14 protein-coding genes are annotated in these 19,060 nt (G+C 54.3%); 9 read left to right on the plus strand and 5 right to left on the minus strand.

Annotated features, from left to right (window positions below; genetic code table 11):
- The first annotated feature begins 208 nt into the window (after nt 1-208).
- The 7 genes from B2828_RS02200 (at nt 209) to B2828_RS02230 (ending at nt 9,205) form a co-directional block, all read left to right on the plus strand.
- The gene (locus B2828_RS02200; protein ID WP_479632042.1) at nt 209-838 is read left to right on the plus strand and encodes a pilus assembly FimT family protein; all 630 of its coding nucleotides are present in this window, start codon (nt 209-211) and stop codon (nt 836-838) included.
- Between the two features lie 27 nt (nt 839-865).
- Nucleotides 866-1,306, plus strand: a complete 441-nt coding sequence (locus tag B2828_RS02205) for a hypothetical protein (RefSeq protein ID WP_479632043.1) — start codon at nt 866-868, stop codon at nt 1,304-1,306.
- Nucleotides 1,287-2,096: a PulJ/GspJ family protein gene (locus B2828_RS02210; protein ID WP_479632044.1), complete on the plus strand. Its 810-nt coding sequence runs from the start codon at nt 1,287-1,289 to the stop codon at nt 2,094-2,096. The genes B2828_RS02205 and B2828_RS02210 overlap by 20 nt, the downstream gene beginning before the upstream one ends.
- A gap of 7 nt (nt 2,097-2,103) precedes the next feature.
- On the plus strand, nt 2,104-4,830 hold the full coding sequence (locus tag B2828_RS02215) for a hypothetical protein (RefSeq protein WP_479632045.1): 2,727 nt from the start codon (nt 2,104-2,106) through the stop codon (nt 4,828-4,830).
- Between the two features lie 48 nt (nt 4,831-4,878).
- Nucleotides 4,879-7,401 carry an MFS transporter gene (locus B2828_RS02220; RefSeq protein ID WP_479632047.1) on the plus strand — a complete coding sequence of 841 codons (2,523 nt, stop codon included), beginning with the start codon at nt 4,879-4,881 and terminating at the stop codon, nt 7,399-7,401.
- The gene (locus B2828_RS02225) at nt 7,398-7,994 is read left to right on the plus strand and encodes a hypothetical protein (protein ID WP_479632048.1); all 597 of its coding nucleotides are present in this window, start codon (nt 7,398-7,400) and stop codon (nt 7,992-7,994) included. Before B2828_RS02220 ends, B2828_RS02225 begins: the two co-directional genes overlap by 4 nt.
- A gap of 110 nt (nt 7,995-8,104) precedes the next feature.
- A complete protein-coding gene (locus B2828_RS02230; protein ID WP_479632049.1) occupies nt 8,105-9,205 on the plus strand; it encodes a substrate-binding domain-containing protein in 1,101 nt (366 codons plus the stop codon).
- On the opposite strand, the gene B2828_RS02235 is transcribed toward B2828_RS02230, so the two are convergent.
- The 4 genes from B2828_RS02235 to B2828_RS02250 all read right to left on the minus strand — a co-directional run bounded on the left by B2828_RS02235 (nt 9,206) and on the right by B2828_RS02250 (nt 13,580).
- Entirely contained in the window at nt 9,206-10,372 is a 1,167-nt protein-coding gene (locus tag B2828_RS02235) for a hypothetical protein (protein WP_479632050.1), read from the minus strand.
- Between the two features lie 15 nt (nt 10,373-10,387).
- On the minus strand, nt 10,388-11,209 hold the full coding sequence (locus B2828_RS02240; RefSeq protein WP_479632051.1) for a hypothetical protein: 822 nt from the start codon (nt 11,207-11,209) through the stop codon (nt 10,388-10,390).
- 68 nt (nt 11,210-11,277) lie between these two features.
- Nucleotides 11,278-12,786, minus strand: a complete 1,509-nt coding sequence (locus B2828_RS02245; protein ID WP_479632052.1) for a MotA/TolQ/ExbB proton channel family protein — start codon at nt 12,784-12,786, stop codon at nt 11,278-11,280.
- A gap of 59 nt (nt 12,787-12,845) precedes the next feature.
- Nucleotides 12,846-13,580, minus strand: a complete 735-nt coding sequence (locus B2828_RS02250; RefSeq protein ID WP_479632053.1) for a hypothetical protein — start codon at nt 13,578-13,580, stop codon at nt 12,846-12,848.
- 375 nt (nt 13,581-13,955) lie between these two features.
- Here B2828_RS02250 and B2828_RS02255 point away from each other — a divergent pair, with 375 nt between their 5' ends.
- Both B2828_RS02255 and B2828_RS02260 read left to right on the plus strand, forming a co-directional pair.
- Nucleotides 13,956-15,218, plus strand: coding sequence for an acetylxylan esterase (locus B2828_RS02255; protein ID WP_479632054.1), 1,263 nt, complete (start codon nt 13,956-13,958; stop codon nt 15,216-15,218).
- Between the two features lie 11 nt (nt 15,219-15,229).
- On the plus strand, nt 15,230-16,714 hold the full coding sequence (locus tag B2828_RS02260) for a GH39 family glycosyl hydrolase (RefSeq protein WP_479632055.1): 1,485 nt from the start codon (nt 15,230-15,232) through the stop codon (nt 16,712-16,714).
- Nucleotides 16,715-16,775: 61 nt separating this feature from the next.
- Here B2828_RS02260 and B2828_RS02265 read toward each other — a convergent pair whose 3' ends face one another.
- Nucleotides 16,776-18,929, minus strand: a complete 2,154-nt coding sequence (locus tag B2828_RS02265) for a glycoside hydrolase family 3 N-terminal domain-containing protein (RefSeq protein WP_479632056.1) — start codon at nt 18,927-18,929, stop codon at nt 16,776-16,778.
- Nucleotides 18,930-19,060 lie beyond the last annotated feature (131 nt).

The following is a 19,060-nucleotide window of genomic DNA, read 5'->3' on the forward strand; positions in this document are numbered from 1 at the left end:
CCCTGGAAATAACTCCCATCCATCCCATTCTCCCGCCATTCAATACGCTACGACGAAAAAACCCGGGGCCCGGCAAAATAAAAAAACCTTGATTTGTCTGCCTAATCCCAGTAACGTCCCGGCATACCGATGAAAAACGGACCACCTATTGGTGTGAACCTATCTGTTCACGTCGGCAGTATTCCTATAGTGTAGCCCCCGGAAACTTATGAAAAGAAATCCCCCCCGCCGGTGCGATCCGCAAATCCTTAGCGGCGGATTCTCTTTGCTGGAGCTTGTGGCGGTTGTCGCAATCGCAGCGACATTTGCCGCCGTTTCCCTACCCTCCCTAAATAACCTCAACCAAGGCAACAGCGTGACTATTGCGGGTAATCAACTAGTCGATATCGCCAATCAGGCGCGACAGAATGCGATGACGCAAAACTCAATGACCGCGCTTGTTATCGTAACAGCCTCAAACGATCCCGCGCTTGATTACAAGGCTTACTGCTTGATGGAATGCAAGCCAGGAAGCAACACTTGGACACCCGCTACGAAATGGCAATCGCTGCCTTCCGGAGTCAAATTCGACCGAGGTGCCAAGAGCGCGTCGTTTTTAGATAACACACCGATGATGCCCCCCACCCTGGAAAATGTCTCCCACAACGGACGAGCAATCTCTTCTGGGGCGTACGGATACCAAGTGTTCCTGCCCAATGGCAGTATGGCTTCCGGTGGCAATCCCGCGATCGCAGCCCCGCCAACGCTAAATATTGTTTCAGAGCGCGGCAATGCCGGAAACTATTATCAAATCATTTTCAATCAATTCACAGGCACCCCCAAGGCGTTGCGCCCGTAATGCCCGAAGCTGAGTCTCCAAAGGAACATGCTTAACCGAGCCAATAGAACGGCGTTCAGTCTCATGGAGTTGGTTTTGACTTTGGGGGTGGTCGCAGTCACTATCCCGGCGATACTGGGGTTGTTAGGCATTGGCTTCGCCTCAGAGAAATGCGCCAGTGATGACACCACCCTCACCGCAATGACTTCAGTGGTCGTGGCACAATTGCGCGGCAATGCCGAAATCAGCTCGACCACTGAAACCATTGCCGATTCTCCCTACTGCTTTGATAATCAGGGAACGCTCCTCGCTAAATCGGCACCGGGAACCATCTACTCCTGCCAGGTATCCCTACGGCATCCCGAGGAAACGGAACTCCCCGATGTTGGGGCTCATTTTTCGATTTTGACGCTGGCATTTACTTGGCCCGCCGGCGCGCCACCTGAAAGTCAGAACAAGAAAGTGATTCATGTTACGCTCCCCCGATAGCCGAGCCTTTACGCTATTGGAAATGCTCACGGCCACGGCAATCACGATGGTCTTCATGGCGCTTCTGGCGGCCATCTCAGGCCATGTCAGCCGCCTTATACCCATGGAAGTTGACAAAACACAGCAGCGGAGCGGAGCACGTGCGGCCTTGAATTTTATAGAAAAAGAAATGCGTCAGGCGGTGTTGTCACGCGATGCTTCCAGTTCAACCGCCAACAGCCTTCAGTTCTTAATTAACCCACCCAAAGTGGGCGCGCCATATTCATTCCATGATTCGGTTTTTTGGCAAGCCCCCATCGCCAGTACAACAAATTCAGGCGACTTCGCGGAAGTCGGTTATTTCGTGGCTTGGAAAAATAACCTTCCCTGCCTTTGCCGTTTTTTTGTCAATCCAGACTCCCCCAATTACCTGATCTATCGCGATCCCGATAACTGGATAACTAGTGACTTGCTAAACGGGTTTGCACCGGGAACCAATTTCGAAGGGCTATTTCTTGAAAACGTCATCGGATTTTGGATGGAAGCCTATGCGTCGGGCAACCCCACGGAAACACCGCTCACATCGTGGGATTCTCGATCCACGAAAAAACTCCCCGCCCGGGTGGACATTTCCCTCATCGTCATCGGTCCAGCCGCGGCCAAACGACTGACTGACGAGCTCACGACCACCGTCCGGCAGGCGGTAGCCGCCGCTTCGACAGCGCAAAATTGCTTCTCCAATCTTCCCCAATCCATTCGCTCGAATGCCAGCATCGTAAAGTTCAGTGTGATCCTGGAAAATGGGCAATAGGCGCTGTATGACTTTGAATCGCTTTCCACTCCACGCACGAGGTAAGTTGCAGGCATTTACCCTGATGTTGGCGCTCATCTTTATCGCGCTCATCTCGGTTGTGGTGATTGGATTCCTAACCAGCATGCGTTTTGAACGCTCATCGGCCTTTTCGCACCTGCAAGGAGAAATGTCTCACTACTATGCTCAAGCCGCCAACGACATTGTCATGGCACGCATTCAACAGGCGATGCAACCCGGCGGGGCAGTAGCGACCCAACCGGGCCAAATCATGACAACCACGGTATCGGGGAGTACAGCAACTTCAAAAATCGTCGAGCTGCATTCAGGCAAGGCCACTTCCACCGACAAGGATATTGCCGTGGATTTAAACCTGAACCATTCCAGCGAACCTTCTTCCCGAAACCTCATCACCACCAACCCGGTGTCGCTGACTGTAAATTGGATCTACATGCGTCAGGATGGAAGTCTAGTGGCCGTTACCGGGACCAGCTTGCCACCCTTCGACGCCACCAACCCGCTGGTCGGGCGACTTGCGTTTTGGACCGATGACGGCTCTTCCCGGGTAAACCTGAACACCGCTTCCTACAAACCGAACCCGGACCCGAATTCCCCGCCGAGCCTTCCATCCCAAGTCAATCTCCTCGCATTTTCAAATACGGGGCTTAAAGCAGAAAATATTCAGGACCTCATCAACTACCGCACCGGCACATCGGCTGCAAAGGGGCACTATTTCAATAGTCTAGCCGAAGCCCGAGCCGTGGGTCCAGCCATCGCTTCGGCCATTGATGCCGAAAAATTCTCGGTTGGCGTCACAAGCCAGACTCCCGATGTAAACATTTTCGGCGAGCCCCGCATCATGCTGACGACGCAGAGAAATCTGGCCGGCAATTCACCCTTCCTGGACATCCTCCCCGACGACAACCCCAACTCCGATCCCGGCTCGATCTACAGTCTTGACGCAAACAAAGTAAGCAACGTCATTATCACCCTTTCGAAAATCCTAGCACGAAGGGATTGGCCCTATAAGCCGGGCACGAGCTTCGTCGATAAATACGCGCCGGTGCGCGTTCAACAAATTGCCGTGAACATCTTGGATTATGTCCGGTCCCGGGAGTCCGCGCGGGAATCATGCGACCCCATCCGCGGCGAGGCCATCGGCGAAAGCGGCTTTACGATGTCGATGCCGTGGACTTTCTCTCGGAATGACGTGCGGGGCATTACAAGGAGCGGCCCCAGGGTCACCGAATTTGGATTTTACCTACACAAGCTTCCCGATACCAATCCCCCGCAATATGGCATCACTTCAAAAACAGAGCTTTGCCTGCCTCGCTACGGCGGGCTCGACAAAGTGAATCTAACCGGTTGGCAAATCAAGCATCACCTCCAAGTCTTTAATGGGAATGCATCGGAAGATGTATTTGATCAATGCTATTTTTGGGCAATGCTGGACAATTTCTCGGACATCACCATAGACAACGTCGGCGGTGACGATAGCAAACTAGTCGTCAATGCGGGTGAATACCGGGTAATTAACATCGAGTTCACGGAGGACCCCTCGACCGGAACCAAGATGCCCTTAACTTTTAAGCCCCCTCATAACCGGGGCCAGCCGTTGTCTTTCATGCCGTGCGTGATTCTGTACTCCCAACACGGCAATGCGGACGAATTTGATCGAGGTGGAACCGATCGATTAAGGTGCCCCATTGATGACGAGTCTGTTGACGAGAATTCCATTTCAACGCTTGCCGTTGATGATCCCTACACAAACGACGGGGGGTGGGTCTCCACGGCCGGAGGTCTTAATGGGGGGCCGACCCTCGGGAACGGAGTTGTGGGAGCACCGCCGAATGTTCCGTTCGGGACCTTGGGAACGAAAGACTACGTTTACGGCACCGCGCAACAAGACACCGACGCGGACGGTCATCTTGCGGAAGGCGTGCGGTTACCCAGCCCGAAGGGGACAACCGCCAGTACCACGGGCCAAATGCTAAACCCCACAGGCATTATGCAAAGCGTTGCCGAATTGGGTTTTGTCCACACCGGGAACGATCCTCAGTACACGATGTCTCAATATTCTGTAGTACCATGGCGGACCCTCAGGCTCCAGCCCAAGAACGATCCCGATTCGCTGCCCGACTGGGCTTTGCTGGATATGTTTTCAGTTCCCCTGCAAACCTCTTCCACCGATTCCCTTCCCTACAATGTCTGCACCACCAGCGGCAGCACCCGTTACCTCGGAGGGCGGGTCAATTTGAATGCCTCCATTATCCCATTTATGGATGGTGCAACCCCTTCGATACGGTCAAAGCCGCTCGAAGCTATTTTTCTTGGCGTACCTAGTTTACTTCCCGACGGCTACCCCGCAAGCGGGGCCCTTGCCGCAACGACCGGAAGTTCGCTTGCCGATTCGGTAATCCATTTTACCGTCGCCTCAGGGAAGAACCCGGGCAACCATTACGGACTCCCTTACTATTGGTCGCGAGGGGAACTCGCCGAGATCGACCAAGCAACCTCCAGCGGTGAGGCAAGCGAGGAACTGCTTCGCAATACCGTGGATCTTCTCACCACACGCAGCAATGTATTTCTGATCTACTCCATCGGCCAATCCATCAAACAGCTCCCCTCGGGACAAATCAATGTACTTGCAGAAAAACGCCTTGAAACCATCGTCTCCGCCAACGCCGATGGCTCTGCCGTGATCCCGTTTTATTCGAGAAGTCTCACTCCCTAGTCGCCGCTGCACATTGAAAATTCGAAGTCTTTACACGGTTACTCCGGCATGATTATCACTTGCAAAAAAGAGATTCCTTCGCGATGGATCATTTTCGCGGTGCTGCCTTCCGCAGCTTTCGCATACACCCTCGGGAGTGTAGGAACAGCGTTTATATTTTCCCTGAAGAAGTTCCTCGATCATCCCGCGGGGCTCACACTGATTCTAAGCCTACCGACGGCGATTTCGATGATCGCCGGGCCTTGCGTTAATTTCATCTCAGACCGGATCTGGACCCGGCTGGGCCGCCGAAAACCGTTTATCGTGGCCTCGTGGTCCGGCATGATCCTGAGCATGGCACTCATGCCGTTGATGCCAAACTTCTGGGCGCTCTTGGCAGTTTACATGCTCTACTGCCTGTGCTGCGATCTAAACTCTCCAATGGAGGCGCTCAGCCAGGAAATCATTCCCCCGCACGAACGAGGCCGCGCTACGGGAATCATGCAGTGGCTGAACAATTTCGCAGGTATTATATTCTATTTCGTCGCATTGGGGCGCTTCGATGACGTTCGGTTTATGGCGGGAGTTCCAATTGTGGGCGAAACGGTGATTTACTGGATATCGGGGCTAGCGCTGCTGGTACTGCTATTGCTAATTACCTTAGGCATTAAGGAAATGGATCAACAGAGTCCGCTGAAGGGAGAGCGCCTGTCGCTGCGAAGCTTTGTCGGCGGATTGTCCGACCGCGAACTCTGGCCAGTGTTTCTATTGGTTTTCGGATCGGCCGTGCTTGCGGCTGGCCTCGGGCCATTGGGGAATCTCCTCTACACAGACCAGTGGAACTACACTAAACAAGACATGGGCATCAACGTCGCCGTTGGCGGTGTCCTAAATATGTTCATCATCGGTTTGTTAACCCTCTTCGCCGATAAGCTTAACCGGATGAAAGCGTATCGAACGCTCATTTGCATCTCGGTTGCGCTCAACTTTGCTTACTTTTGCTACGTCACCTATTTGTTGCCGGACCAGCGTCCCTCGTTAGTCGAGATCATCACGTTCGGCGAAACAGGATCAATCATCGGAATTTTGACAAATATGGTCTATCTTCCGCTCGTCTATGACTATATCCGGCGCAACAAAATGGGAACCTACGGCGCGGGTTCCGTCATTATTCAAAAGCTCACTGCGTTAATCACACTCAATGGCGTAGGCCTTTTCATCTGGGCATTTGCCGTCCTCTTCCAGCCAGCGGCGGGAGAGATGGCTCGCGTCGTGCTCAAGAACGAAGCACCCAAGGCAGAAGTGCAGTCATTTCTTCGATCCAAAACGTGGAGTTCATCGAACGACGAACCAAGTTTTACCTCCAAAAGCATCGAAGCGAATGCCTGGCAGGCAAACGGGGTTGTCAGCCAAAAGGGATGCTCCTGGGAGGTGCGTCTTCGCGACAACTCAAGCGAGAAGCTTGCGAAAGAACGCGAGCTTCTGCTGAAGAAAAAATCCGCCGCGGTTACGCAGGAAAAATCAAAACGCGATCAAATTCGCGTGAAGGCGGGCAACACTGAAGCCGACAGCGCTCTGCAAAAAAGCGTCCAAGACCTCGCGCGGGAGATTCAGGTTCTCTCGCAACAAATCGAGGGGATTGATCGAACTCTCGAACAACGGTCCAAAGACTTTGAGCAGCAGGTCACCCGAACCCTTTCCAGCCGCATGATCGCCGACGGAGATCAAATCCTCGATTGGCAAGTTAAGGAAGCTCTCGAAATTGAACTCCCCTTAGCGGATCGTCCGGGCCCTCGCGATATGAACTCCTCCCTTAACAAGCTGCGTTCCGAATTGCCCGGCTTTATCGACATGCGACCGGTAAAAACGGAGGCCGGATATCGGATTCTCGCCAGCATTCTGACAAACCCCGGAGCCGATAACGCTCAGCAGGCTGAAAGCGCGCGCATGAAAATCGCCACCGCATTTGGCAAACGTCGCGCCGAGTTATTCGATGGATCGAATCCCGATGGCGTCCCCATTTTTAAAATCCACCGCGCGCTTGCAATGGACCTCATGACCATCGAATCGCCGCTGGATGATTATGTTTCTCCCATTCATCGCATCGTCAACCTGTTCCTGGGATTGTTCGATGCGATCCCCCGCCCCGACCGCAAGCTCAACGCGATGGCGCACGGACTGCGGACGCCGGGGAAAATCGACCACGTTAGAGTCAGCCCCGGCCCCACATCGAGATCAATTCGAGTGTTGGCCGTGCTGCCAGAGGGCGCATCTTTCGGCCCCAGCCCCGCCGACCCGATCACGGCCCGCATTCGCATGTTAACAGGCCCAAGTGCGGAAGAACCTTGCATTGACCAAGCGCGCGGATTCTACGATCTCGTCGAGAAGGCGGCACACGCACAGCGGCTCACCATTTGCCGCCCCGTCGTGGCCTCGGGGTATGTTCCCATGAAATATAACTATATGTGCGGCTATCTCTGGATGTTATTCATGGGCAGCATCGGGATTGCAATTACGCTCTATTTTAGCCACCTGGAGAAACGGGGCTATATCCAGAAACGCGGAGTCGAGGAAGCCGAGGCAGCATCATGAGCAACAGTCAACTCATCCCGCCCCCAAGCATAGATACCTATACGCCAGGCGGATCAAAACCGAAATTCATCATGATCCTGCTGGGAATCGGGCTCTTTATCGCAGGCTTTTGTCAGATATGGCACCCCGTGGAAATGGTGCTGTTCGGGAAAAAAGTTCGGGCCGAAGTTGTCGCCGTGGTCAAAACCAAAGAAGGGCTTCCCGATGTAGCGTTAACCGACCCGGCCCAACTCGAAGCCCAACTCGAACCGAATGACCGCAGCTATATCTTCTGGAATCTCTTTCAGTTCCGGACGGAAACCGGGCATAGCGTGGAAGTACGCGCTCCCGTGGGCAGCGTGGCAAAACCGCTCTACCCGCTCATCGATGCGGACGGCCTCCCCTCGGCGGACCTTATTTACTACGATCAAAACGCACCCGAGGTCGTCACCTTTCCCTTAATCGCAAGCACTTGGTTTGAACCGGGCGCGTTGATGGTGATCGGTGCATTTTGCGCTGCCATCGGATCGGTTCTTCTCTATTGGGCCAAAACTCCGATTTGTCTGCCGAAACTACCTTCAACACGCCGCGAAAATGACATCGAATCACCATAGGTTCGTGTTAGCTGCTCATGCTGTTAAGCTTATGACGTTTCGAAAAAGTAAAATTGTAGTCGATTGAGCGCCAGAGTTATGAGATATTAACGGGATTAAATCTCATTTGTATGCAAAAGACCGGCTCTCGGAAGAACAAAAAAGTAGATATCGTCTTCGCCGAATTGGAACGCCGAATTCTGGACAAAGTCTGGAAAATTAACGACCAGATTCCAACGGAAGCCGAGTTATCTGAGGAATTCCATTGCAGCCGCAGCACGATTGGCAAAGCCGTCGCTAAACTGGAGCATGGGCGCCTGGTCTCGCGGCGGACACGGGCCGGAACCCACGTTATCAGCAACGTTTCGACGCAGGTTTCATCCCCTTTCCTGCTGAATGCATGCGCCTTCATCTACCCGAGCGAACATCACGAAGGCGTCTGGCGCACAATGCGCGGATTTCAGAATGCCGCCAGCAATCTCGACCAGCGGGCCCTGCTGCTCTCAACCCGGGCTGACATCCAGCAGGAAGTCGACATCGTGTCGCGCCTCGGCGAATTCGATGTTCGCGGCGCGGTTATCTTTCCCATGGTGATCGATCCGCTGAATCACCCGTATTACAGCCGGATGGTCACACAGAGCAAATTTCCGATTGTATTCGTCGAGGTCAACCTTCCTGAAACACGCCGACCGGCGGTCATTGTGGACGGATTCGACGCCGGGTACGTTGCCACTCGGCATCTTCTTGGTCTGGGCCTTCGCAAAGTCGGCTTTCTTGCTAACTATGCATGGACGACCGTTGCGCGCGACAAGTACCAAGGATATCGCCGCGCGATGACGGAGGCGGGCATCCAGGAATGCAGCCAGCACGCTATGCTCGAGCCCGAGATGCATCCGAACTACGACGACCCTTTCCAAGAACCGACCGAGATCGCCAAACACTATCTCTCGGAGCACCCCGACGTTGAAGGCGTCGTTTGCACTAGTGACTTCCTGGCAGTGGGGGTGTTGAGGGCAGCCAAAGAACGGGGTATCCGAGTTCCCGAAGAATTGAAAGTTGTTGGAATGGACGATTTCGCGTTTGCCGCCGAGCACGGCCTGACAACCTACCAAATTCCTTACGAAGAGATCGGCGACCGTTCATTCCGCGTGTTGAACGCCATCCTTTCAGGCAATACCGCCCCGGACGAAATCCACATTACCGGCACCCTGGTCCGCAGAAAGACGGCATAATCAATCCAGCGTCGGCTTCGGCGGAGTAATGACGACCGGGGGCGGAGTGGCCGAGGGGTTCGCCGAAGGCGTGAAAGTAACCACGCATTCCTGCGGCAACGTGAGGTTGAGCAGGCAGTACCAGTCCAAGTCCCAGGCAACGGGTAGTCCGGCACGTTCGACCACTTCGCGCAACGCAAGATAAGTCGGGATTCCCTTTTCAGCGATATTGAACCAGACCACGGTTCGCTGATCCCCCTTGAATTTGCGCAGAAGAGTCTGGAATTCCGAAGTCAGCTTCCGAGCCTGTTCCACCGTTTCTCCCGCCGTGGCCGGAACCGCGAGTTTAATATTAATATTCGGGGAATCCGGCGACGGCGCGACCTCGATGCCGATGTCCTTTCCGGAACCGCCAAGGCTGCGGCCCGTAAGGTGCATCCGTGAAAAGTATTCCGCGATTTTTTGAGGCTCATAGGTAGCCCTCCGTTGAGGGGCAACCCGTCCAGAGGCGTCCTTTTGCATCACCGGCTTTCCATCATCACCTTTGACGGTTTCGTTGTGCGGGCTTAGCGAAGCCTCGTTCCGCTTGAGTTCCTGAATCACAAGGTTCCTGTAATCCTCAGTATTGATGTAGAGAATACGGTCCCCTTTTACGAAAAAATGTTGTGCGACGGCGTTATTAGGGATGGGCCGTGGATTGGGAATTTTCACCGTGACATCGGGCGGCGGAACGTAAGCCGGGGTGTCATCGAGTTGTTTTTTGAGTTTGTCGATTTCAGCCAAAAGTTTTTCGACGGTCTCCTTTCTCTGGTCCCGCTCCTTTTTAATTTCGGCGATTTTCTTTTCGATTTCCTCGATTTTAGCCGCCGCCATCCGGTCCTGATTGGGAACCTTAGTCTGCTTGAGTTCCTCAGCCGCTTTTTTGAGATTTTCTTCCATCTTGGCGATCGCCTCATCCACGGTTTCCGGCGCCTGCTCGGGCTTTGTATCCTCAACGACCTTTTGCAGGTTGGCGTGTTCTTCGACCGTCACCGGAGGAAGATCGGAGAGCACCTTGTTCACTGCTTTGGCCAGCCCGATGCCGATCATGACCATGACAATGATGAGCACGCCCACAACGTTTGTGAGCGTATCCATCAATGCCACAAACGGCAGTTCTTCTTCACCAGATCGGGAGCGGCGGGCCATGGAAATTCTATGGAGTTAGGGAGTGGGTTGCGGCGGTTCGAGTGTCCCCAAGGATGTGCCGAAAAGATGCATATCAATGTCACCCCGGCCAGGGATCGGCAGTTTGCCAATGCGTTCGACTCCGTAGCCATAGTTAGCCTGGGCCCAACCCGCACCAAGGCTGTAGCCCCACATGCCGTCGTCGCGCAGGAGAAAGAGCAGCTTCGATTGAGGGACCGCCGCCACTGCTTTGAGAAAAGCGTTGAAGGGCCCATCGGCTGCAATGACAGCAGGGTCGACGCTGACAATACCTTTGGTTGCTTCGTTCCAGTAGAACGAGAGCTTCCCGCCGCCAGATTCGATCACAAAGACCTTCGATCCCTGCGCAAAGCCCGATCCGCCAGGCTGCACGAGGACGCGCGCGTCTTTGCACTCCGGGGGTTGGCGTTGTTTGACTTCAGCCTCCAGTGCTTCGATTTGTTTTTTCAGGGCGGTTTCTTGACTGGTAAGGCCGCTGATTTCTAGCATCAGGTTGTCGAGTTCTTTGATCAGCTTCTCGTTCTGCTGTTTCACGTCGGCGGCGTTCTGGAGGAGCATCCGCAGTTGCAAAACTTCCGCATCCTTTTCCTTGGCCCTTTTGCTGACTTTATCAAGCTTCGCAAGCTTTTCCTTGAGCAGCGCGTTGATGCGTTGGTTTTCCTTAAGTTCTTTTTGCAAGGCAAGCTGACTCTGCGCGCGCTCAATTTCCTCCGGGCTGCGGCCGTTGATTTTCTGCATCTCTCCCACCGCAAGAACCACGATGATGAGCACGAGCACGCCGATGAGAGAACAGAGAATATCCAGAAACGGGATCAGCATGATCTCGTCGCTGCGGCGGCTGCGATGTCTAACCATAATGTACGGTTGACCGGTTCAAAATGTGAAGACTACTTGCGCCAGAACAGCCAGTTCAGACCGGGCTTCTGGATCACGATTTTCTTTTCACCGAGTTCGGCGAGCACTTTGTTGAGCCCCCGCAGCCCTTCCTCGATGCCTGCAACGTATCGCGATGTCATTTCCATGGGATCGGCCACCGATTTTTTGAGCTGGGCGCGGCTCACTTCCATGTTGTTGATAAATTCCTTGATGACCGATTGCTGATACTCGCCGCTACGCTTTTCCAAGTTAGTGGTGGCTTCCATGAGACGATCGGAGAGCTCGGTTACGCCGTTGCGCATCTCCCCCATGCTGCAAACAAATTCCTGCTTCACCGTTTCTTGGAAATCCTGAACGCGGTTATCAAGGTTATTCGTGTAATCGAAGATCTTAGTCGAAAGTTGGTTGAGGTCCGTGAGGAATTCCTGTTGCGCACCGGTAATGGCTTTCACCACCAAATCCGTCACCATCCCCATGTCTCCCTTGGTGCGGTCAGCACCTCCGGCACTCAGCCGCGGGAGAAGAACGTCGTTACAAAACGCGTCGATGTCGTTGAGCGTCTCCTCTTCCTGTTTCGCAAGCGCGTTGATGGGGAAATTGAGGATGACCGCGAAAATGAGGCCAACCAGCGTGGCATCGAAGGCAGAACCGAGTCCCTTGGTGACGTTGTTAATCGAGCCCACGATGCGGCTCACGTCCTCCACGTTCGAAAAACTCATTCCGCTGATCGCGTGCGAAAGGCCCATGACCGTGCCAATAAACCCAACGAGCGGAATGGCCCAAAGAAAGGCGCGCACGACGATGTAGCTTGCGCTGATGCGCGCCCCGTCAATGGCCGACTGGCTGTTCATCACGGAGCTGACGTCGGTAACATTCGGCCTCACCTCGAAAAACTCAAGCGCCTTGCGGATGCGGTTGACCATCAGGCTGTCCCGCAGGTGGATCGGCAGAAGGTAAACGTGGTCGATAAATAAGCTGATGTTGCCGATGTTAATTTCCTTTCCCAGCTCCACTGGAAGCACATCCAGTAGCATCGCCTCGCGCTGGTGCCCCAGGATTTTCCACTTCAAAAAGCAAATCGTCGCCGCCCACGCAAAGAGCAATGTGTTGGCGAAGTTTGCGCTGAGATGTTTGAAGAAAATGCTCGCGAGGATCTGCGAATAGGAATACTCGGCAACGGGGGTATCCGCGGGCGCTTGCAGAAAATAGATCACCGCAAACCAAAGGAGCGTCACCGCGAGCCCGATCCCGAAAGAGATATAGGCATTCGGGTTGGTGGGGTCCGCCTCCTGCCACGCCTTGTGCTGTTTGCGGGGGGCATAATCACCGGGCGCTCCCTCGGTTTCATCCGCGCTGCCCGGCATCCCGCCTGGTTGCGGCTCTGCGGGAGCCTCTTCCGGCTCCGTGAATGTCAGGGGCACCTGGATTTTGTTATTGCAACCGGGACAGCGAACCACCGTCCCGGCGGCTTCCGCTTCCGCCAACAGGTGAGTTCCGCAGGAGGGACAATTGAATTTCATAGACTATAGACGGCGTGGCAGCCTGCACCTTTCAGCAGAGCGACCCTCCCGTTGATGTATTACTCCCGTTTTCTCGACCAGCGTTTGAACAGAAGCACGGCAAAAGCGCCGAGAGAGCAGAGGTAAACAGAAGAGGCCTCGGGCACGGCCGCAGTTATCCAGAAGGTCAGGTCGGCGTTGGTGGCATCTTCCGGAAATCCCGTTAAAGCGCCCGGCAGTTGAGTAGAGGAATCAAGATGGGTCCGTTGGCCATCTGAATAGCCGCCATTCCAGTTCATACCCAGCAACATGCCAGGCCCGCCACCCGTCTCGTAGATCATTATTCCATACGTTGTCCCGGCATCGAGCAACGTGGTGGGGAGAGTAAATGTCAGATAGGTGCTGTCAGGCTGGGCTGCAAAATCAGTCGCAAGCGTCTGCGGAAGATTCCCGGTGGCTGTCCACAAAAGAGAGGCAGGCACGTTGGTATTAGCCGAGGAATAAGTAAAAAGGCTGACCGCAAAGGTGCTTGCATCCGCGGAGAAAGGATCTACAGCTCTAAGCTGGATCGTAAAACTTCCCAGCGCAAAGGACTCCGTAGGCGTAAAGGTTTGCCCGTCGATATAAGTTTTTCCGTTGAAATAGACACGATCCGCTTGACCACTATTGACGGAATAATCTGGTTGGCTGATAACCACGTTTTCAGTGGGAACGCTGTTGGTGGAAGTAATCACCACAGTTTGCGCATTGAGGGGGCCAGCCATTCCAAACAGCACAGAGATGAGCAATCCACGCAGGAGTTTTGCAGCTTTCATAGCATTTTTGAGGGGTTAATAGTTAGGGGTTGTCTCGGGACAATGTTTTTCCATCTATTGGAGTGACAAATCAAGAACTAAATTGAATTTTTTCCATTTCTCTTCCTATCGAAAAATATTTCCGATGAGATTTGAGGATCCATTTTGATCGCTGGATTTTGATAAACTTCGTCATTTTTACTCTGTTATATCCAAATTTCCAATAGAAGAATCCGCGTCATAGAATGGATTTCGGACATCACCAGGAAAATACTTCTTGATTTGTCTGCCCAATTAAAAGAAATAATAAAAACATCCTCCCTTTTCTTGCGCCGCTCCCCCACCAACTCTGCAGGAACGGCCTTCGTTAACAATGCATCCCTAAAATCATCTGAAATGAAAAAATCCCTCCTTTGTTCCACTGCTCTCCTGGTGTCTACCCTGGGCTTGTGGGCTGGCGAACTCAACCTTCGTGGAACAACCGATAAGGAGGCAGCCCTCTATCAAGCCGGCGAGAAAATAACTTTTTTCGTCCAGTTGCTGGACGATTCCACGCCCGTGGCTGGGAAAAAGCTGAGATGGAAACGAACAGGAGACGACGGGAAGGAGGAATCAGGAGAGGCGGTTTCTTCGGCGGCAGAACCGTTGAAGCTGACCACTTCCCTCAACCAGCCCGGTTTTGTGAGAATCCAAGTCTCGGCGTTTGACGAAAATGACCAGCCGTTGATGAGCAAAATTGATGCAGGCAACAATAAGCCTGTCGAGTTTAGCGGTGGCGCGGGCGTTGAAGTGGCGAAGCTGGAAAGCGTGGAAGAACCGGCTGACTTCGATGCTTTCTGGGCCAAGCAAAAAGCCCGGCTCGCCCAAGTGCCGCTTAAATTTACCCTCGCGAAAGTGGAATCGCAAAATCCCGAGTTCGACGTTTTCGATGTAAAGGTGGATTGCGCCGGAGGGAAGCCGGTTTCGGGTTATTTAAGCAAACCGAAAAACGCCGCGCCGAAATCGTTGATAGCGCAGTTCGGACTGATGGGATACGGGTGGGACCCGGCAAAGCCGCATTGCGCGCAAGGGGTTGTGTTCTTCAATATCAACGCCCACGGGATGGAGAACGGCAAGGAGCCCGCCTATTATGAAGCGCTAAAGGATGGAGCCCTCAAAGGCTATGGATTCAAAAACGATGAAAACAGCAATCCTGAGACGACCTACTTCAACGGGATGTTTCTTCGCTTGATCAGGGCAATGGAGTTCTTGAAAACCCAGCCCGAGTGGAATGGCAAAGAGCTTCAAGTAATGGGCGGTAGCCAGGGAGGCTTCCAGGCCATTGCCGCCGCGAGCCTCGATCAAAGCGTGTCGGAATGCACCGTCTTCATCCCCTGGTGCTGCGATCTCGGCGGTGTCACCAAAGGCCGACTCGGAGGCTGGCGGCCCGATTATGTTGCCGCACTCGACTACTACGACCCGGTCAACATGGCCAAGCGCATCCATTGCAAAACATCCATCATCGCCGGTTTGGGCGACTATACCTGCCCGCCTTCGGGGATATGCGTTTTGTACAATCACCTTAAAGGCCCCAAGCGCCTGGAGTTTGTGCAAGGCGGAATTCACAGCTATATGCCCAAAGGAGCACAAAAAACCATCCTCGAAGAAAACCAAAAATAACCACGCTCACAATGAGAACTATCCAGCTCTCCCCCGAATGGTCCGGAACCTCCTATCGATTCCAAAAAACATGGGCCCATGTTGGGAACATCGATCAATTTCGATGGCTCTCGCGCGGGGACGTTCAAGAGCACTTGCGCATGGCCCGCGACGAGCTGGGGCTCCGCTATGTCCGGGCTGCCGCGATGTATTCTCCGGAAATGAGAGTGTTTGGCAATCGCCTGGCCGACTGGAAAATTCCGGAAGCTGACCGAACCAAACACCTCAACTGGCAGATGGTGGACCTCAGCATTGAAGCATTGCTAAATTTGGGACTTAAGCCAATCTACACAACGTGCTTCACCCCCCTTGGCATGACCGACAATCCGGCGACTTGCTGGCCGGACAAAAACCCGTCCGGTATGCCCCGGGACCTCGCTCAATGGCAGGACTTCGTTGCGTCCGGCATTCGCCACCACATCGAGCGCTACGGCATTGATGAAGTACGCTCGTGGTATTTTGAATGCTGGAACGAGCCGAACCTCGATTGGTTTTTCAACGGCACCCAGGAGGAATTTTTCCGGCTCTGGTCCGCGACCTGGCACGCCATCAAATCCGTCGACGCATCGCTCCGCTTCGGCGGTCCATCGACCGCTCGTGGCGAGTGGATCCCCGATTTTCTCCGCTTTACAGAAAAAGATGGCACCCGCCCGGATTACCTCATCACCCACGTCTACAACAATGACTCCGGGGAAGCGCCATTTTCGCCCTTCGACGGCCCGGCAGCCGATCGAGCCGCGGACTCCCCGCATTTTGCGGCAGGCGTTATCCGGGGCGCGCGAAAAGCGGCACGCGAGCTGGGGTGGACCGGCGAATTTCACTGGAACGAATGGGGACGGTCTTGGTTCCCTCAGGATCCCGCGAAGGAAACCGCACTGGAACCGGCGTTTATCGTCAAGACCATGGCTGAATGTTCTCACGAAGCCGACGCATTCGCATTCTGGTGCCTCTCCGATATCTACGATCAAATCGGGTTTCAAAGCAGCGAATTCCAAGGACATTACGGAATGCTCAGCTTGCACGGGCTGCGCAAACAAGCCTGGTTGGCCCACCAGATGCTTGGCCGTCTCGGGGAGGATCGCGTCAACGTCCGCAACGGGAATTCCCTGGTCAACGTCATAGCAACCCGCAACAACGGCCTGGCATCCGCACTGGTTTATGCTTACCCGGACAAGCCCGGCAGCCCATCCGAATCCATTCGCGTTGAGTTGGATTGGCCTTTCCGCAAACCCGCTCTCATTCGCCTCGGAGCCGAGGAAAATAATATCATCGCGAAATGGAAGGAGCTCGGTGCGCCGGATTATCCCACGCCATGCCAAGTCTCGCAGCTCCGCGAGGCTAATTCGTTTACCGTCGCACCCGCGAATGCCGTCACGATAAAAAGCGAACCAACAGGCACCAAAGCCGTTTTCGAAATGGAATGCCCCGGCGTGGCACTGTTGGAAGAGCAAGCCTGAGAACCTGCTTAATTCCTATCATCCATGCCGAGGTAGTACTGCGGCATGGATAAGAATATTACTAAATCATTGATTCCCGCAATGTGAATCCGGCGGCCTCGCCAGCTTGCGAATTTCCAGCGATCCAGACCTGAAAATCACCCGGCTCGACCCGCAGGCGGCAATCGCGACCGTGAAACGCCAGATCATCTGGACAGAGCGTAAAGGCAACCGTCTTGGTTTGCCCGGCAGCCAAATCCACACGCTGGAAACCCTTCAGCTCCTTCACTGGGCGCGTCACACTGGCAACGACGTCACGAACATATAGCTGCGCCACTTCACCCGCCGTCCGGTTTCCCGTATTTGTGATGTCGGCGGAAATTCGAATGGACGAACCCTGAACAACAACTTTGGGAAGGCTGTATTCAAAAGAGGTATAGCTTAATCCAAAGCCGAAGGGAAATTCGGGCGTTGGCTCCGCATCCAAATAGCTGGAACAAAAACCGACAGGATCAGCCGGAGTGCCCAAAGGCATTTTGCGAACGGAATCAATCGCAGGACGCCCTGTATTCTTGTGGTTATAATACAAGGGAATCTGCCCAACCGAACGAGGAATGCTTACGGGAAGTTTACCCGACGGCGAGTGTTTCCCGAAAAGAAGATCGGCAATGGCTGGTCCGCCCATTGTTCCGGGATGCCAAGCAAGCAACAGCGCAGGCACATGCGCCACAGCCCAGGGAATCGTCAATGGCCGCCCAGTCATGAGAACCACCACCACGGGTTTTCCCGTTTCGCAAATTCGTTCGAGCAACGCTTGCTGCGCGCCGGAAAGATCCAAGAACGCACGGCAATGGGATTCCCCAGTAAGCTTTTCGCTTTCGCCAAGAAAAAGAATCGCCACATCAGACGCCTCGGCAGCGCGCACCGCCGCGTCAAATTCGTCCGTCTCGCCGCTGCAAGCCTCCGGGAGCGCTCTGACATATCGAACCCTCGTGCCAGGGCTTACCATTTGGCGAATCGCAGCAAGAGGGGTGCAAACATCCGCCGCGCGTCCGTCGACGGTCCAGCATCCCATCTGGTCAACAGGGCTGTCGGAAAGCGGACCAATGACGGCAACGGACGCGACATCTTCTTTCAACGGAAGGAGGTTGCCTTCGTTTTTCAATAGCACACAACTTTCGCGAGCCAAGTGCCGGGCCGCCTCCAGACTTTCCCATTCAAGCTCCTCACTAACACGCGACAAATCCACTTGCGCGCGTTCGAATAGCCCCAAACGATATTTCAACCCCAGAATGGCGCGCACCGAAGCATCCACCAAGGCGAGTGGAACTTCACCTGAAGCCACAAGCGATTCCATGTGCTCCAAATAACAAGCGCTCATCATATCCATGTCCACACCCGCCAAAGCAGCTTCACGGGCGGCTTCACGCTTGTCGGCGCAAAAGCCATGGATGACCATCTCGCCAATGGAAGCCCAGTCGCTCACAACGAAACCATTAAACTTCCACTCACTCCGGAGCACCTGCCTTAACGTGAACGCATTTCCGCTTGCAGGCACGCCCGCGAGGTCGTTGAAGCCACACATCAGCGTTGATACACCCACATCCACGCAAGCTTTGAATGGGGGAAGGTAAACGTCACGCAATGTGCGCTCAGACATATCCGATGTGTTGTAATCGCGCCCCCCTTCGGTCGCACCATAAGCGACAAAATGCTTTGCACAAGCCGCAATGGATTCGGGGTTTGCCAAATCTTTTCCCTGGTACCCCCTCACCATCGCCGCACCGATTGCACCAGAAAGCACCGGGTCTTCCCCTGCCCCCTCCGCGATGCGGCCCCAGCGGGGGTCCCGGCAAATATCCACCATCGGACTGAAAGTCCAGCGAACGCCGACTGCCGAAGCTTCCCGTGCCGCAACGCGCGCCGCTTTCTCCACCAAAGGCAGATTCCAGGACGCAGCCAGGCCTAATGGAATGGGAAAGATCGTACGAAAGCCGTGAATCACGTCACGCCCGACAAGCAGCGGAATCCCGAGCCGCGTTTCCTCTACACTGGCGCGTTGGTATTCATTGACAAGAACCGGGTCCACCACATTGAGAAGGCTGCCCACGAGCCCCTTCTTGACCAATGCCAAGTGATCTTCCGTGGCTCCGCTAACCTGCGTCATCTGGCCGACTTTCTCGCGCAAAGTCATCCTGGCCAGGAGCAGCTCAATATAATTGTCGTTCGTCGTCATGAAAATAATATCCCGGGTTCGGGATGGACCTGCTTCGGTTGGCGATGTAAGTCCCCCTGACTTCCACGTTTGCCGAAGCTAAGCATATTCGGATGCATTTGCCCATCCCTCACCCGGAAATTTTCTCCGCT

The sequence above is a fragment of the Spartobacteria bacterium UBA695 genome (assembly GCA_002298145.1).
Lineage (GTDB): Bacteria > Verrucomicrobiota > Verrucomicrobiia > Chthoniobacterales > Chthoniobacteraceae > UBA695.

What these genes read in the sequence shown, in the direction of transcription:
- B2828_RS02235 (WP_479632050.1), bottom strand. Translation starts at nt 10,372, where the DNA reads ATGGCCCGCCGCTCCCGATCTGGTGAAGAAGAACTGCCGTTTGTGGCA.
- B2828_RS02215 (WP_479632045.1), top strand. Translation starts at nt 2,104, where the DNA reads ATGACTTTGAATCGCTTTCCACTCCACGCACGAGGTAAGTTGCAGGCA.
- B2828_RS02205 (WP_479632043.1), top strand. Translation starts at nt 866, where the DNA reads ATGCTTAACCGAGCCAATAGAACGGCGTTCAGTCTCATGGAGTTGGTT.
- B2828_RS02250 (WP_479632053.1), bottom strand. Translation starts at nt 13,580, where the DNA reads ATGAAAGCTGCAAAACTCCTGCGTGGATTGCTCATCTCTGTGCTGTTT.
- B2828_RS02200 (WP_479632042.1), top strand. Translation starts at nt 209, where the DNA reads ATGAAAAGAAATCCCCCCCGCCGGTGCGATCCGCAAATCCTTAGCGGC.
- B2828_RS02240 (WP_479632051.1), bottom strand. Translation starts at nt 11,209, where the DNA reads ATGCTGATCCCGTTTCTGGATATTCTCTGTTCTCTCATCGGCGTGCTC.
- B2828_RS02225 (WP_479632048.1), top strand. Translation starts at nt 7,398, where the DNA reads ATGAGCAACAGTCAACTCATCCCGCCCCCAAGCATAGATACCTATACG.
- B2828_RS02265 (WP_479632056.1), bottom strand. Translation starts at nt 18,929, where the DNA reads ATGACGACGAACGACAATTATATTGAGCTGCTCCTGGCCAGGATGACT.
- B2828_RS02260 (WP_479632055.1), top strand. Translation starts at nt 15,230, where the DNA reads ATGAGAACTATCCAGCTCTCCCCCGAATGGTCCGGAACCTCCTATCGA.
- B2828_RS02255 (WP_479632054.1), top strand. Translation starts at nt 13,956, where the DNA reads ATGAAAAAATCCCTCCTTTGTTCCACTGCTCTCCTGGTGTCTACCCTG.
- B2828_RS02210 (WP_479632044.1), top strand. Translation starts at nt 1,287, where the DNA reads ATGTTACGCTCCCCCGATAGCCGAGCCTTTACGCTATTGGAAATGCTC.
- B2828_RS02220 (WP_479632047.1), top strand. Translation starts at nt 4,879, where the DNA reads ATGATTATCACTTGCAAAAAAGAGATTCCTTCGCGATGGATCATTTTC.
- B2828_RS02245 (WP_479632052.1), bottom strand. Translation starts at nt 12,786, where the DNA reads ATGAAATTCAATTGTCCCTCCTGCGGAACTCACCTGTTGGCGGAAGCG.
- B2828_RS02230 (WP_479632049.1), top strand. Translation starts at nt 8,105, where the DNA reads ATGCAAAAGACCGGCTCTCGGAAGAACAAAAAAGTAGATATCGTCTTC.